Annotated in this window: 14 protein-coding genes; 5 read left to right on the forward strand and 9 right to left on the reverse strand. The window is 64.5% G+C overall.

Annotated features, from left to right (window positions below; translation table 11 throughout):
• Positions 1 to 10 precede the first annotated feature (10 nt).
• The 3 genes from V4R08_RS14300 to V4R08_RS14310 all read left to right on the forward strand — a co-directional run bounded on the left by V4R08_RS14300 (position 11) and on the right by V4R08_RS14310 (position 1,228).
• Entirely contained in the window at positions 11 to 487 is a 477-nt protein-coding gene (locus V4R08_RS14300) for a glutathione peroxidase (protein ID WP_335579964.1), read from the forward strand.
• A complete protein-coding gene (locus V4R08_RS14305) occupies positions 484 to 741 on the forward strand; it encodes a DUF3297 family protein (protein ID WP_335579965.1) in 258 nt (85 codons plus the stop codon). The genes V4R08_RS14300 and V4R08_RS14305 overlap by 4 nt, the downstream gene beginning before the upstream one ends.
• A 130-nt stretch (positions 742 to 871) precedes the next feature.
• Positions 872 to 1,228, forward strand: a complete 357-nt coding sequence (locus V4R08_RS14310) for a DMT family protein (protein WP_335579966.1) — start codon at positions 872 to 874, stop codon at positions 1,226 to 1,228.
• Positions 1,229 to 1,386: 158 nt separating this feature from the next.
• On the opposite strand, the gene V4R08_RS14315 is transcribed toward V4R08_RS14310, so the two are convergent.
• From V4R08_RS14315 to mbfA, 3 genes are all read right to left on the reverse strand, one after another.
• Positions 1,387 to 2,022 (reverse strand): nucleoside deaminase, encoded by a 636-nt coding sequence (locus tag V4R08_RS14315; RefSeq protein WP_335579967.1) that lies wholly within the window; start codon positions 2,020 to 2,022, stop codon positions 1,387 to 1,389.
• A 102-nt stretch (positions 2,023 to 2,124) separates the two neighbouring features.
• On the reverse strand, positions 2,125 to 3,030 hold the full coding sequence (locus tag V4R08_RS14320; protein ID WP_335579968.1) for a metallophosphoesterase family protein: 906 nt from the start codon (positions 3,028 to 3,030) through the stop codon (positions 2,125 to 2,127).
• 94 nt (positions 3,031 to 3,124) lie between these two features.
• Positions 3,125 to 4,081, reverse strand: coding sequence for an iron exporter MbfA (gene mbfA / locus V4R08_RS14325; protein ID WP_335579969.1), 957 nt, complete (start codon positions 4,079 to 4,081; stop codon positions 3,125 to 3,127).
• Positions 4,082 to 4,193: 112 nt separating this feature from the next.
• On the opposite strand from mbfA, the gene V4R08_RS14330 reads away from it, so the two are divergent.
• Together V4R08_RS14330 and V4R08_RS14335 are read left to right on the forward strand one after the other, a co-directional pair.
• Positions 4,194 to 4,682 carry an NUDIX domain-containing protein gene (locus V4R08_RS14330; RefSeq protein ID WP_335579970.1) on the forward strand — a complete coding sequence of 163 codons (489 nt, stop codon included), beginning with the start codon at positions 4,194 to 4,196 and terminating at the stop codon, positions 4,680 to 4,682.
• Positions 4,683 to 4,751: 69 nt separating this feature from the next.
• Complete coding sequence (locus tag V4R08_RS14335) at positions 4,752 to 5,285, forward strand: GNAT family N-acetyltransferase (protein ID WP_335579971.1); 534 nt, start codon at positions 4,752 to 4,754, stop codon at positions 5,283 to 5,285.
• A gap of 73 nt (positions 5,286 to 5,358) precedes the next feature.
• Here V4R08_RS14335 and V4R08_RS14340 read toward each other — a convergent pair whose 3' ends face one another.
• The 6 genes from V4R08_RS14340 to V4R08_RS14365 all read right to left on the reverse strand — a co-directional run bounded on the left by V4R08_RS14340 (position 5,359) and on the right by V4R08_RS14365 (position 15,366).
• The gene (locus tag V4R08_RS14340; RefSeq protein ID WP_335579972.1) at positions 5,359 to 7,569 is read right to left on the reverse strand and encodes a TonB-dependent receptor; all 2,211 of its coding nucleotides are present in this window, start codon (positions 7,567 to 7,569) and stop codon (positions 5,359 to 5,361) included.
• Between the two features lie 218 nt (positions 7,570 to 7,787).
• Positions 7,788 to 8,219 (reverse strand): DUF2946 domain-containing protein, encoded by a 432-nt coding sequence (locus tag V4R08_RS14345; protein ID WP_335579973.1) that lies wholly within the window; start codon positions 8,217 to 8,219, stop codon positions 7,788 to 7,790.
• A 175-nt stretch (positions 8,220 to 8,394) separates the two neighbouring features.
• Positions 8,395 to 10,458, reverse strand: coding sequence for a hypothetical protein (locus V4R08_RS14350; protein WP_335579974.1), 2,064 nt, complete (start codon positions 10,456 to 10,458; stop codon positions 8,395 to 8,397).
• Between the two features lie 128 nt (positions 10,459 to 10,586).
• Positions 10,587 to 13,400 (reverse strand): DUF4159 domain-containing protein, encoded by a 2,814-nt coding sequence (locus tag V4R08_RS14355; RefSeq protein WP_335580299.1) that lies wholly within the window; start codon positions 13,398 to 13,400, stop codon positions 10,587 to 10,589.
• Positions 13,400 to 14,341 carry a DUF58 domain-containing protein gene (locus tag V4R08_RS14360; protein ID WP_335579975.1) on the reverse strand — a complete coding sequence of 314 codons (942 nt, stop codon included), beginning with the start codon at positions 14,339 to 14,341 and terminating at the stop codon, positions 13,400 to 13,402. Before V4R08_RS14360 ends, V4R08_RS14355 begins: the two co-directional genes overlap by 1 nt.
• Entirely contained in the window at positions 14,341 to 15,366 is a 1,026-nt protein-coding gene (locus V4R08_RS14365) for an AAA family ATPase (RefSeq protein WP_335579976.1), read from the reverse strand. Before V4R08_RS14365 ends, V4R08_RS14360 begins: the two co-directional genes overlap by 1 nt.
• Between the last annotated feature and the right edge of the window lie 24 nt (positions 15,367 to 15,390).

Genomic DNA, 15,390 nt, shown 5'->3' on the forward strand with positions numbered 1-15,390 from the left:
AGAGGGTGTCATGTCTGGTGTCTTTGATTTCTCGGCAAATTCGCTGGCCGGCGAGCCCTGCGCATTGAAGCAGTTCGAGGGACAGGTCCTGCTGATCGTGAATACCGCGAGCGCCTGCGGGTTCACGCCGCAATACAAGGACCTCGAGGATCTCCATCGGGCCATGAAGCCGCGCGGATTTTCCGTGCTCGGCTTCCCGTGCAATCAGTTCGGCAAGCAGGAGCCAGGATCATCTGCGGATATCCAGCAGTTCTGCTCCAGCAAGTACGACGTGACGTTCCCGATGTTTGCGAAGATCGAGGTCAACGGCGATAATGCTCACCCGCTTTACAAATACCTGAAGCGCGAGAAATCCGGATTGCTCGGCGCTTCGATCAAGTGGAATTTCACGAAGTTTCTGGTCGGCCGGAAGGGCAACGTCGTTGCCCGCCACGCTCCGACCACCAAACCCAGAACGCTCACGCAAGAAATCGAGGCCCTGCTTTGACCGACGAGACTGTGAACGGCCAGTTGCCCGACCGTTTATCGACGGACCCGCGCAGCCCCTATTACAACGCCGAGATCCTGTCGCGCGATATCGGCGTCCGTTTCAAAGGTGTCGAGAAGACCAACGTCGAGGAGTATTGCGTGAGCGAGGGATGGGTTCGCGTCACTGCCGGCGTGGCCAGGGATCGCCGTGGCAATCCGCTGACCATCAAGCTCAGCGGCACGGTCGAGCCGTACGTCCGGACCGGGGGCTAAGCCTTGTCGGGCACTCACGGCTTTGACGTTTGGGGAGTTCGTTTAACATAGCGACGACCTCTTGCTTGACGCGGATACCCGCTGTGAGCGGTCGGCGCCTTCCTCCGGTCATTCCCGAAAGCCGAAAACCATGCCCCTCACGATCCCGTCGTGGCTCCTGCCGATCCTGATGCTGTTCTGTTCGAATGTTTTCATGACCTTCGCCTGGTACGGGCATCTGAAATTCAAGGAGAGCCCGCTTCCGCTGGTCATCGCGATCAGTTGGGGCATCGCGTTCTTCGAATACTGGTTTGCGGTGCCGGCCAACCGCTGGGGCAGCGCGGTTTATTCGGCGGCTCAGCTCAAGACCATTCAGGAAGTGATTACGCTCATTGTCTTCGCCGGATTCTCCGTGCTGTATCTGAAACAGCCGTTGAGCTGGAATCAGGGCCTGGGCTTTGCGTTCGTCGCGCTCGGCGCGTTCTTCATTTTCCACAAGTGGTCGTAAGGCACTTTCAGAAAATCCCGGGCCGCCCCTGAATCCGCCTCCCGCGTCACGGCGCGGGCTTTGATTCCGCGACACTGATAACGGAGATCGCCATAGAGGCTTAAAGCGATCGGCTCCGGGATCGCGCCGCGGTCCCGGATGGCGCCAATGGTCATGCATCAATATTTGGCTCGGTCGGGCAGCTTTCGGAATTCCAGCCATACTTTCCGGGCTTCCGCCTGCATCATCTGTTGGGGATGCAGCATACGCTGAGGGTACGGCTTCTTCATGTCGATGCTGATATTTGAATCATCGAACAAGTCCGCATAGTCTGTCCACGCGGCAGCATAGTAGATCTTGCTGATACGCGCCCAATAAGCTGTGGCGTAACACATCGGGCAGCATTCGCAGCTCGTGAACAGCGTTGCGCCGCGCAAGTTGGGGGCACCGATCTTTTTACACGCAAGGCGGATGGCATTGACCTCGGCATGAGCGGATGGATCGTTGTCACGCAATACGCTGTTGCCGCTTGCCGCGAGAACTTCGCCGTCACGCACCACAACGGCCCCGAACGGTCCACCGGTTTTGTCGACAATGCCAGCTTGCCGCATGGTCATGATCGCCAACGACATATGTTTGCGATCCTGCTCCGTAATTGCCGACTTCGTGTGAGCCGCCGAATTTGCAGGCTTGGCTACGGCTTCACCGCCAGCCAAAGTGACCGCAGCCAGGCCTGCACCCGCTGTCAGAAAATTCCGGCGGTGCACCACGCGCACCGATGAGAGCAATGCATCAAGCGATTTGTCGATATTCATTTCCCCTCCAGCACTTCCGTCGCCCACACTTTTGCTGCTTGGTGGAGCGTTCTCAATTTTACGAGCCTTAGTTCAATTAAAGGTGAATCTGGCGTACCGCCACTAAATCAACTGAACCCGTTGCAACTCCCTGACCTCCGCACTCTCGACTCCCGCACCATCGACAAACCCGCGCACCCGCTGCTCGCAGCGCCAGGCGTCGCCCCCGCGCGTGATTGAAAACAGGTTGTAGGCGGCGGCCGGATAGTGCCGGTAAGGCATCGCGGATGCCGACGGCACTCCGATGGCGGGCACGCGGCCATGCGGCCCATCGAACCACATGGTGGAATGGATGTGATCATGGCCGTGCAGGATCAAATCGACGCGATGCCGTCTCAGTATCGTCAAGAGCGCCTCCGCGTCGGTCAGCCGCTTGTACGACGATTTCGAAGACAGCGGATGATGGATCAGCAGCACGCGAAAGTTCGGATCGCCCGCAAGCTGCGACAGGGCATTGTCGAGCGCGTCGAGCTGCGCGTGTCCCAGCCAGCCGGTCGCCATGAACGGCGCGGTCGGCACCGCCGACGACACGCCGATCAGCGTCAGCGGTCCCCTGCGGCGCAGGAACGGAAACGAAAGCGGCGCTCCCGCGCTGGCGCCGTCGCCGCGCATATATCCTATCCATTCGGATATCTGTTTTTGCGTCGCGCGAACATAGGCATCGTGATTGCCGGGAACGAGGGTGACGTCGTGCGGCGCGCCGACGCTCTCGAGCCAGGTGCGCGCCTGCGTGAATTCGCCAGGCAGCGCGAGATTGATGAGGTCGCCGGTGATGGCGATGTGGTCGGGCGCTTGCGTCCTGATATCGGCAACCAGAGCGTCCAGCACATCGCGCCGATGAATGGCGTGCCTGCTGCGTTTCCAGTTCTGATAGCCGAGCGCGCGCTTGCCCGCGAGCTGATGCAGCTTTGGTGCCGGCAGCGGCCCAAGATGCGGATCGGACAGATGTGCGAGCGTGAACGCGGCCATTTTGGTGACACTATTATCGAAAGGGCTAATGTCGGGGATTTTCTTGTCGCATGATCTCTCCGGAAAACCGGTTCCCACTTTTCCGGATCATGCGCTAGGCGCTGCCAATCAGGATTCCGGCGAGAAACACCAGCGCGCCGCCGACCGCGATCTGGAACGTCGCCTGCAACCATGGCGTATCCATGAAGCGGTGGCGTACCCAGGAGATGATGCCGAGTTCGACGATCACGACGGCGACCGCCAGTACGGTGGCCACATAAAAATCCGGGATCAGATAGGGCAGGGTGTGGCCGAGGCCGCCGACCGCCGTCATCAGGCCGCACACGCCGCCGCGGATCAATGGCGAGCCGCGGCCGCTTAAGCTGCCGTCGTCCGACAGCGCCTCGGCGAATCCCATGGAGATGCCGGCGCCGACGGAAGCCGCGAGGCCGACCAGAAACGTCTCGAACGGTTTGTGGGTCGCGAAGGCCGCTGCAAATAGCGGCGCCAGCGTCGAGACCGAGCCGTCCATGAGCCCGACAAGGCCCGGCTGCACATACTGCAAAACGAACGCGCGGCGCTCGCTGTCGGCTTCGCCGGCCTTGACCTTCTCTGTGAGATGTTTCGCGGTAAGTTGCCCGGCCAGCGAATCGTGCTTGTCTTCCTCCTCGGCGAGGCCGATCAGCAATTCGCGGATCGATGCATCGCGTGTGGTTTCGGCCGCCTTGCGATAGAACCGCGCTGTCTCCTTCTCCATGCCGAGGACGTATTTGCGGACCTCTTCGAGGCCAAGCGGCCGCGTCAGCCACAGCGGCTTTCGCTTGATGAAACCCGTGACGTCGTGACGGCGGATCAGCGGCAGGTAGTCGCCGAATTTTTCGCGGTAGAGATCGAACAGTCTGCCGCGATGGCGAACCTCTTCCTCCGCCATGCCGGAGAGGACGGCGGCGGAAGCCGGAAAAGGCTCGGCAAGTCCTTCGGCGAATCCGTGGTAGATGCGGCTGTCCTCTTCCTCGCTCGAGATGGCGAGCGCCAGAATCTCGCGTTCCGTCAAATCGGCAAACTGCTTCACTGCTGCCTCGTGCCCCCGGAATGTTCTCAAGTTTTGGCAAGAGCAGCGCTATGATGCAAGGAATCATGCGAGAACGAATTGCGAAATCGCTGTTGCCGGGGGCTTGCGCGCCGTGAATTTCCAGCGTCTGCGCCGCGGTTTCGAGCCCGCGCTGCGCCGGTTGCTTCACCTGTACTGGCGGTTCGCCCGCGGCATGACGCTCGGCGTGCGGGGCGTGGTGCTGGACGGCGACAACAGGGTGTTTCTGGTCAGGCACAGCTATATGGCGGGCTGGCATCTGCCCGGTGGCGGTGTCGAGGTCGGCGAGGCGTTCCGGACGGCGCTGCGGCGTGAGTTGATGGAGGAGGGGCGAATCGAGCTATCCGGCGAACCGGTATTGCACGGCATTTTTCTCAACAGCCATGTCTCGCCGCGCGATCACGTCGCGGTCTACGTCGTCAGGGACTTCCGGCAGGATCGCAAGCCCGAGCCCAATCGAGAGATCGTCGATTGCGGCTTTTTCGCCGCCGCCGCGCTGCCGCCGGAGACCACGGCCGGCACGCGGCTGCGGATCGCGGAAGTCCTCGATCATGCGCCGCCGATACTTACCTGGCGTCGCTGACCGGGCCGGTCACCATATCGGCGGCAGGCAATGGACCGCGCCCGTGGCAGATGCTATCTCGCCTCTCCGATGTCCGATCTGTCCCTCACCATCCTGACCGAGACCGCCGCCGACGCGCAGGCCATCGAGCGTCTGCACGAGCGCACCTTCGGTCCGGGCCGTTTCGTGCTCAGCGCATACCGGTTGCGCGAGCATGTCGATCATTTGCTCGACCTTTCCCTGACCGCCCGCATCGGCACGCTGCTGGTCGGCTCGGTCAGGCTGTTGCCGGTCTGCATCGGTGACACGCCGGCGCTGCTGCTCGGCCCGCTGACGGTCGAGCCGCCGTTTCGCGGCCGCGGGATCGGCCGCGCGATGCTCGATCGCGCGCTCGATGAGGCGAGGGCGAAGGGACATCGTCTGGTGGTGCTGGTCGGCGATGAACCCTATTACGGCCGCGTCGGCTTCAAGACGATTCCGAAAGGGCAGGTCGATATGCCGGGCCCGGTCGATCGGGCCCGGCTGTTGGTATGTGAACTCGTGCCCGGTGCGTTCGAGGGCGTGTCCGGCATGATTCGACCGAACTGGACGTTCGCGAAAGAAGTTACACGCCCGGGCGAATAGCCTGAAATTGCAGAGACCGAAACGTCATGGCCGGATCCCGTTCCGGCCATCCACGTCTTTGGTGCGATCCGCCTCAGAACTTCTGCGTGATGCCGGCATAGAAACCGCGGCGCGGGCCGTACTGCGGGGCGAATACGCCGATCCCCGAGCCGTTCCTGATCTGGTAGACGGTGTCGAACAAGTTGACGACATCGAAACGCAGCGTGGTCGGCTTCGTTGCGCTGACGATGTTGAAGTCGTGCGACACGCCGAGATTGACCTGGGTGTAGGACGGAACGTGGCTGCCGTTTGGCGTGCCGTCGGCGCCGTCGGCGCGCAAACCGCTGCCGAAGATGACCGACCCGCTGTATCGCGTGCCGCGCCACAGATAGGAGGCGCCCGCCGACGCCGTCCAGAGCTGGGAGTGATCGGTGTAGACGTAGTGGCCGGCGATGTAGGCAAGATCGTCAGCACTGAACAGATACTGGTTTGAAACGACGTTGGTTGCGATCTGCTTGCCCCACGCGACGTTGCCATAGGCGCGGAAATTGCCGTTGGTATAGGTGGCTTTGAATTCGACGCCAGCGTTCTCCGCCCGCTCGTAGTTGAAAGCGGTCAGTACATAGGCCGCGCCGAACTGGCCGTCGTCCAGTAAATCCTTAGCCTTTTTATAGTAAGCGTCGAGGCCGACCTCGAGACCGGGAATCGCATAAATCTTCTGGATCACACCGACGTCGAATACATGCGACCGCTCCGGCAGCACTGGATCGTTGGTCGTGACAGATGGCTGTTGCGTCGTGTTCTGCACTAGCGCGAGATTGACCGGCGCCGCCAGTACCTGCGGTGGCGGGGTGAAGTTGCGCGCATAGCCGGCATGGAAGGTGGTGCCTTCGAACGGCTTCCAGGTCAGGCTGACGCGCGGGCTCAACTGGTTGGCACTGATGTACTGCTCCATCTGGTCGAAGCGCAGACCGGCGTTCAGCGTCCACTGGCTGTTGATCTTCCATTCGTCCTGCAGATAGGTGCCGAACAGCCAGCCAGTCTTGGCACTCGAATCGAGCACCGTGAATGGCGCGTCGAACGGATCGCCGGCTCCATCGAGCGGCAGCACGGTGGAGGTGTTGTTGACCAGCGAATTTTCTGCGCTTGCCGTAAAGCCAAAGCGAAGAGTGTGGGCATAGCCGATGCGCCAGGCGGTATCCTCCTGGATGCCGTTGACGATGCTGCGGCGATAGACGTCGGAGGCGACGCCGTTGAAGACGATGTCGCCGATCGCGTCCGGCGTGAAATGCAGCGCGCTGGTACGGTTGAAGTAGGAAATCTGGTAGTCGATATCATCGACCGATTTCTGATACGCCAGCACGTTGAACTGGTTGAATTGGTGCTGCCGCTGGTCGAGCTGTGACGAGTCGAAATTCGAGACGCCATAGGCGGTAAATGCCGGCGTCTGTCCGGGATTGTTGGGGATTTGATAGCTGCCATTCGATACGCCGCTGATGAAGGTGAGGCGGCTGGTGGGATCGAGTACGGTCGAAAGGTAGAGGAATCCTTTTTCCTGATCGGTATGATCGTGAATGGCGTTGCGGGCCGATGTCGGATTTTCAAGTCCGAGATCGCTGCCGAAGTAGCGGCCCGATACGAAATACTGCGTCTGTCCGGCGGTGCCGCCGTATTCGAAACTCGGCGTAATCGTTCCGCGGCTGCCGCCGTAGACACTGACGCTGCCGCTATTGTTGAACGCATCGTTTCGGGTCTGGATGTCGATCACGCCGGCGGTGCGCAGTCCATATTGTGCCGGCAGCGCGCCTGTTAGCAGCGACATATTGCCGATCAGCGCGGTGTCGAAAATCTGGCCGAAGCCGCCGACGCCGTCGGGGAGCGCGATGCCATTGATGCGGTATTGCAGATTGCCGTGCTCGTTGCGGACGTGAAAATCGCCGCCGGCGGCGGAATCCTGCGTCACGCCCGGCGCCTGCAACAACACCTTGTCCAGCGTCGTATTGGTTCCCTGCGGCAACGAGGCGATGGCCTGCTGGCTAAGCGTGTAGGATGCCGCGCCCGTTGGCGCGACGATGTTGTCGCGCGCCATGTCGAGGCTGGAATTTTTCGCGGCCAGCGCTGCGGCTTCGGTTGGCGGCGGCGCCTGCGGCTTCTGACGATGCTGCGGCTCCTGCGGCTCCTGACGATGCTGGTGTGTGGCGACATGCGTCTTGGGACGGCGCGGCTTCTGAGGATGGCGCGGCGCCGTCACCTGGATTTCCGGCAGCCGCGTGGAGCCGCCGGCGGCAGGGGCGCCCTGCGACATGGCGGTGCTCCCGAGGCCACACCAGAGCAAGGAGGCCGAAGAGGATGCGAGAAGGGCGCGTTTGATTGAGAAGGGCATTGATCCAGTCCTGACGGCGCCGCGATCTTCTTCATCTGGAAGGCGGCTTCCCGTCTATGTGCGACAGGTTGAGTTCGACGTCGGCCCGTGGGATCGCCCGTGCAGTCCGGCCGATCCGGCGGATCGTCATGCAGTCGACGTCAGGAGGCGGGAGGCGCGCGCGGCTGGAACACGACGCGCCGCGATTCGAGGTGATTGAATTCGGCGTCGGTGGCCCGGTAGAGGAAATGATACGTTTCGGGCAGTAGCAGCACCGGAGGCTCGGTGAACAGCACGGTGCCCGCGAGTGCCATGACGGCGCAAACGGCGCAGTAATCGCTGTCCTGATCGTGACCTGATGCAGGCTTGGCCGGACTCGTGGCCGATGTCTTGGCGGAATTGTTGACGGCTGCGTCTTTGGTCGCAACGGTCTTGGTCTGGGTTTTGCCGGTGTCGCTCGCCTGCGCCGACACGGCGGGTGCCGCGAGCGCCGCAGCGCCGTGATGATGTCCGAAAGACAACACGAACTGGATCGCAAGCGCGAGCAGCGCGATCCGCGATCCGTGTTTGATGTTCGACCGAAACCACTTCATCGCAGCAGCAGGCCCCCGCGGCGGAGGCTCGTCATTCCCCCGGCGCCAAGATGTTATAATATAACATCGGTGTTTCGGGCCGATGTCAACGGCGGCCTGCTGTGGCCTCGCGATGTGACCGTCAAATCGGGAGACTGTGGGTTTTGAGCAACGGATTGCGGGATCGGGGGGGTCCTCAGCGTCCCTCACGCAGCCATGTTACGGCAAAAGCGCCGAGCAGCAGCAGCAGGCCGATCAGCCCGGCGAACACCGGCAGCACGCCGACGCCGCGGACCACGCTGGCGTCGCGCATCCGTACCCCCATCCAGCCGTCGCCGCGAAACACGCTGGAAGAATGCACCGGAACGATGCGCGGAACGTCGACGCCTGAGCCGTCCGCGATCCGCCGCGCATCGCCGCCGCTGGCCTGCGCGAGCGGCTTGAGTTCGTCGACGGTCGACGTCACCTCGGAGAACTCCTTCGGATTGACCGGGCCGACATTGACCAGCGCCTTCAGCGTGCCGTCGGTCGCCTGCCACAATCCGAGTTCGTCGGCGGTCAGCGTCGCTTTCCAGAGGCCGGGTTCGCTGGCGTTGAGCGTCATTTCGCGGGTCTTGCCGGAGGGCGACGTCACGGTGACCGGCGTGACGCTGTCGGCCATGGTCTGGCGCTGCACGACCAGATCCTTGCCGCTGACCTGAAGACGCAAGGCCTCTTCGTCGAGTTCAGGCTGCTTCATCAGCCAGTGCGACGTCCGCCGCAGCAGGTCGATATACGGGCCGCCGCCCTCGTAGCCGCGCGCCCACAGCCAGATGTGATCCGACAGCAGCAGCGCGACGCGGCCTTCGCCATAGTGCGACAGCAACAGCAGCGGCTTGCCGTCGGCGCCGGTCATGACCGGCGGCACCGAAGCGTTGCGGGTGTCGACCTCGCGGAAAAACCGGCTCCAGTGCGGCGGGTCGCTTGCGGACCCTGCGAGTCCGCGGGTGACCGGATGGCGCTTGCCGGCCTCGCTCAGGCGCGCATGGAACGGCTTGTCGGTGACGCCGACCGGTTCGGCCGGCAGCACCGTATCCAGCGGCGTCCGCCAGATGCTGGTGGTCGAGGCGTAGTCGGGACCAGCCGAGACCAGCACCGCGCCGCCTTCACGCACGTAACGCGCGATGTTGTCGAAATAGGCGATCGGCAGCACGCCCTGGCGCGCGTAGCGGTCGAAGATGATGAGCTGGAATTCGTTGATCTTCTGCTGGAACAGTTCGCGCGTCGGAAAGGCGATCAGCGACAGTTCGTTGATCGGCGTGCCGTCCTGCTTCTCGGGCGGACGCAAGATCGTGAAGTGAACCAGGTCGACGCTGGGGTCCGACTTCAAGAGGTTGCGCCAGGTGCGTTCGCCCGAATGCGGCTCGCCCGATACCAGCAGCACCCGCAGCTTGTCGCGGACGCCGTCGATCGGCACCACGGCGCGATTATTGACCGGCGTCAGTTCGTTCGCCAGCGGCGAGGCCTCGATCTCGACGATGTTCTGCCCGGCATGTTTGATGCCGACATCGACGTTGACGGTTTCCCCGCTCGCAACGGTGCGCTCGCCGATAACCTCGCCGTCGCGGCGCACGACCACTTTCGCGTGTTCGCCGCTGACGCCCTGATCGTCGAGCCGGTAGGTGATGGTCTGGGTCTGGCCGACGATGCCGAAACGCGGCGCTGCGACGACCGCGATGCGGCGGTCGCGCTCGTCCTTGTGGCCGGTGATCAGGGCATGGACCGGCGCCTTGAATCCGAGGGCAGCGACGTTGTCGGGAATGTCGTGAACGCGTCCGTCGGTGATCAGGAAGGCACCGGCGACGCGGTCGGTCGGCACGTCGGACAGGGTCGAGGAAAGCGCCGAGAACAGCTTGGTGCCGTCGGTCTCGCCGTCGGCCTGGCCCGCATCGACGACGCGGACTTCAAGTCCCTTGATCTGCTTGAGGCGGTCGACCAGCGCCTCGCGCGCCTTCGCGGTCTGGTCGGTGCGGTCGCCGAAATTCTGGCTCGGGCTCTTGTCGACGATGACGGCGGCCACCGAGGACAGCGGTTCGCGCTCCTCGCGGGTGAACGACGGATTGGCGAGCGCGAGCAGGATCAGCGCCAGCGCAGCCACGCGCACCGCCGCGCCCCGCGCGCGGCCGACTACGAGCAGCACCGCGATCAAGACGATCGCAGCGAGCGCGGTCCACAGCACGACCACGGGAACCAGCGGGGTGAAGGCGATGCCGTAGGTCATGCGCTAACTCACACCGCAGCTTCCGTCATTGCGAGGAGCGTAAGCGACGAAGCAATCCAGTCCTGCATGCATGGCGCTGGATTGCTTCGCTTCGCTCGCAATGATGAATGAACGGTTCATGTTGGCCTTTATTGCCCCAGCCGTTCGATCAGCGCCGGCGCGTGGACCTGGTCGGCCTTGTAGTTGCCGGTCAGCGTGTACATCACGATGTTGACGCCGGCGCGGAAGGCGAATTCGCGTTGACGCGGTTCGCCCGGCGAAAGCGGCAGCATCGGCTGGCCGTCGGGACGCATCGCCCATGCGCCCGCGAGATCGTTCGAGGTGATGATGATCGGCGAGACGCCGTCGCCACCGCGCGCCGGCCGCGCCGCCGCCTCGTCATCCTCGTTGCGCGGCAGCGCCTCGACCCAGGTCTGGCCGGTGGTGAAGCGGCCCGGAAAATCGTGCAGCAGATAGAACGTCTTGGTCAGCACATGCTCGTGCGGCACCGGCTCGAGTTCGGGGACGTCGAGCGATGAAAGGATGACGCGCAGTGCCTGCATCCCCGGTGTCCGGGATTCGCCGTCCGGTCCCGGCAGCGCATCGATCGCATCGCGGGTATCGAACAGGACGGTGCCGCCGTGCTTCATGTAGGCGTCGATCTTGTCGAGGGCGCTTTGCGGCGGCTTCGGCGCGCCCGGCACCACCGGCCAGTAGATCAGCGGGAAGAACGCCAGTTCGTCGCGGGCCGGGTCGACGCCGACCGGCTCGCCGGCTTCAAGCGCCGTGCGTTGCGCCAGAAACAATGTGAGCCCGCTCAACCCGGCCTTGACGATGTTATCGACGTCGGCGTTGCCGGTCACGACATAGGCCAGCCGTGTCTGTGAGGTGGCCTTCATCGCGAACGCGTCGCTTGCACTGTCGGCGCGCGACGGTGAGGGCGCTACCGCGATCATCGGCAGCGCCAGCGCGAAAGCCAGCGCGGCATGGGCGGCGCGGCGACGCAGCAATGCGGCGAGGCCGCCGCCAAGCAGCGCCACGATGACGGCGTCGATCAGAAACAATGCAAGCGACGAGGATAGCAGGATGCCCCGCAGATCGTGTGGTTCGGCATTGGTGAAACTCGCCCGCCGCGCTGTCAGTGTCGAGGTATCGAGCGGCACGATCCGGTCGGATGCCGCCAGCGTGTTGACGGCGGTCGGTCCGTCGGCGGGGCCGTAGAATCCGGGCGGATGCTCGATGGAGCCGCGGCCGCGGTAGTCGACCGGCAGGGGCTTGGCCGTGGCGGGCGGCGGTCCGAAAGCGCCGAAGCCGTCGAGCGTCCGCAGCGGCGCGACGGTTTCCGCTTTGGCGTTCGTCGTGGGGCTCTTGCCGGTGTTCGCGGTATAGCCGGAGGCATCGACGATCCGCCGCAGCATCTCGACGAAGGTGCCGGACATCGGCAGATCGGACCAGCGCATGTCGGCGCTGACGTGGAACAGCACCAGCAGGCCCTTGCCGCGACGTTCGCCGGTCACCAGCGGCGTTCCGTCGACGAGCGACGCCCAGCTTTTCGCCGGGAGCGCCGCATCCGGTTCGGCCAGCACCTGCCGGCTGACGGTGACGTCCTTCGGCACTGCAAGGCCTGCGAACGGCCCGTCCGTGGCGAACGCTGCAAGATGCTGCGGCTTCTCCCATGTCATGCTGCCGCCGAGACTGCGGCCGCCGTGCCGCAGTTTCACCGGCACCAGATCGTCATCGGCCTGCGCCAGACGCGGCCCCGCGAACCGCACCAGCACGCCGCCATGGTCGAGCCAGGCGTCGATGCGCTGGCGCAATTCCGGCGACAGCGCGCCGACGTCGGCCATCACGATCATCGGCAGTTTCTGATCCAGAAATTGGGTGACGACCTCCTGCGGGGCGCCCTTGTCGCCGAGCCGCACATCGGCGAACGGCGCCAACGCGCGTGTCAGATAGAACGTCGAGGCGAGCAACGGCTGCGCCGTATCCGTGCTCGATCCGCTGACCACGCCGATGGCGCGACGGCGCCAGCGCTTGTCGAGCAGTTGCACCGCGCCTGCAGATCGTTCGCCCGCGATTTCCAGCCGGGCGATGTCGTTGCGCAACTCCAGCGGCAGGTCGAACGCGGCTTCGGTTTCGCGGCCCTGCGGCGGAAACGCATAATGCGTCTCGCCGATCGGCGACCCCTTCTGGTCGAGCGCGCGGACGATCCCGGTCGTCGGGCCGTTCGCGGTAGCGCGCAAAACCTTCACGGTCATATTGGCCGCGGCATTTTCCGCTGCGACCAGCGCATGCGCCGGCGGCGCGCCGCCCTCGACAATGGTCAGGGAACGGTCGCCGATCACCTTGCGAAGCCCGTCGACGAATTCCGCCCCACGTCCGCTGTCGATGCCGTCGGACAGCCACACGATGTCGCTATCGCCGGTTGCTTTCAGGAACCGTTCGATCGCCGGAAGCGTCTCGACGCGCTCAACCGCGTAAGGCTTCGGCGCAAGCTGCCGCAGCGCCACGCGCGCGGTTCCGGCCGGCATCAGCGCGATGTCGCGCGCCGGCTCCGACAAAGGCACGATGGCGACGCCGCGCCGGTCGCTGTCGGCCTCCGTGATGAGTTCATCCGCGGCCCTGATCCGCGTCTCCCAGCTCGATGCGGCGCTCCAGCCGTCGTCGAGCAGGATCGTCAATGGCGCGGTGCTGCGGGCGGCGCCGGCCTTTGGATTCCAGACCGGTCCGGCGGCCGCGAAGATCACCAGCGCGGCGGCCGCAAGTCGCAATGCCGTCAGCCACCACGGGGTGCGCGAGGGGGTTTCTTCCTTCGCGGCGATATCGAACAGCAGTCGCGTTGGCGGAAAATCGATCCGCCGCGGGCGCGGCGGCACCACCCGCAGCAGCCACCAGAGCAGCGGCAGGCTGAGCAGTCCGAGCAGCATCAGCGGTTGCAGGAACGACAGCGGAAGCGCCGACATCATGCCATACGCCCCGCTTTGACCGACGTGGCGCCGCCGCCCTTGCTCGCCATCATGCCGCCGTGGAGGAACAGCAGCAGTTCGGCTGCGGACCGGTCGGTGGTGTGGGTCGAGAACAGCCAGTCGAGCGCCTTGGTCTCCGCGCGGATCTGGTCGCGATGCAGCGCGACGCGCGCGACGTAGTCGCGGGCCCATCGTTCGGCGCGGCCCGCGGTGATGACGCGGCCGTCCTCGGGTTCGACGAACTCGACGCGTCCCGAATAGGGGAATGTCTCCTCGGCGGGATCGACGACCTGCAGCAGCGTGCCGTGCGCGCCGGAGGCCGACAGCCCGGCGAGTATGGTGGTTATCTCCGCGATCGGCGACCAGAAGTCCGACAGCACCACGATTTCCGATCGCGCCGGCGGCACGAACGATGGCGGCAGGCTGGCGCGCGCAAGATCGTCGTGCAGCATCGCCTGCGCCATCTTGTCGATGACGTTGCGGCTCGCGGTCGGGTTCATCAACCCGGGAACGCCGACGCGCTCGCCGCCGGCCACCAGCAATTCGGCCAGCGCGAAGGTCACGATCAAAGCGCGCTCGAGCTTGCTGTCGCGCGCCTGTCGGGAGGCGAAGGCCATCGACGCCGAACGGTCGGGCCAGACCCACACGGTGTGCGCGGCCTCCCACTCGTGCTCGCGGACATAGAGATGATCGTCGCGCGCGGAACGGCGCCAGTCGACATTCTGCGACGGTTCGCCGGATACGAAACGGCGGTATTGCCAGAAGCTCTCACCCGAACCGGCGCGCCGGCGGCCATGCAGGCCGTGAATCACATTGGCGGCGATGCGGCGGGCTTCCAGCACGAGACGCGGCAGTGATGCCGCCAGCGTGCGGCTTTCGCCATCGGCACGTCTGACTGCTTCGAGTTCCCTCCTGACATGCTCGGCCGCGGCGACCATCAACCGATCCGCGTCTTCAGTTGCCCGATCACGTCGGAAATGGTGCGGCCTTCGGCGCGGGCGGAGAACGTCAGCGCCATGCGATGCTTGAGCACCGGCTCGGCGAGGTCGAGCACGTCGTCGATCGACGGCGCAAGACGCCCGTCGAGCAGCGCGCGGGCGCGCACCGCGAGCATCAGCGACTGGCTGGCGCGCGGTCCCGGTCCCCATGCGATCAGTTTTCCGGTTTCACCGCTCTCGGGGCCGGGGCGAGCGGAGCGCACCAGCGATAGAATGGCTTCGACCACGCTGTCGCCGACCGGCAGCCGCCGCACCAGCCGCTGCGCGGCGAGAACGATATCGGCGTTCATTGCGGCTTTCGCCAGGGCTTCCTCGGCGCCGGTGGTCTCAAACAGGATGCGCCGTTCCGCGTCGCGATCCGGATAGTCGACATCGATCTCCATCAGGAAGCGGTCGAGCTGCGCCTCCGGCAGCGGATAGGTGCCCTCCTGCTCCAGCGGATTTTGCGTCGCCAGCACATGAAAGGGTTTCGGCAGGTCGTGGCGCGCGCCGGCGACCGTGATGTGCTGCTCCTGCATCGCCTGCAGCAGCGCCGATTGCGTGCGCGGGCTGGCGCGGTTGATTTCGTCGGCCATCAGAAGCTGCGCGAATACCGGTCCGGCTATGAAGCGGAACGAGCGCTTGCCGCTGCCGCTCTGGTCCAACACCTCGGCGCCGAGGATGTCCGAGGGCATTAGGTCCGGCGTGAACTGGACGCGCTTGGCGTCGAGTCCGAGCGTGACGCCGAGCGTCTCCACGAGCTTGGTTTTGGCAAGGCCGGGAACGCCGATCAGGAGCGCATGGCCGCCGGAGAGGATCGTCACCAGCGTGTTTTCGATGACGCGGTCCTGACCGAAGATGACGGTGGAAATCGCGTCCCGCGCCGCGCGGATTTGCTCCGCGACCTGCTCGGCCGAGCGAACGATCACGTCTTCCAGTTTCTCGACGCCCAGTTTTTCGACGCCTTTGTCAGGGTCCGCAGCCATCCGTCACTCCTTGCGCGAGGCCGC

This window comes from Nitrobacter sp. NHB1, from assembly GCF_036964665.1.
GTDB lineage: Bacteria > Pseudomonadota > Alphaproteobacteria > Rhizobiales > Xanthobacteraceae > Nitrobacter.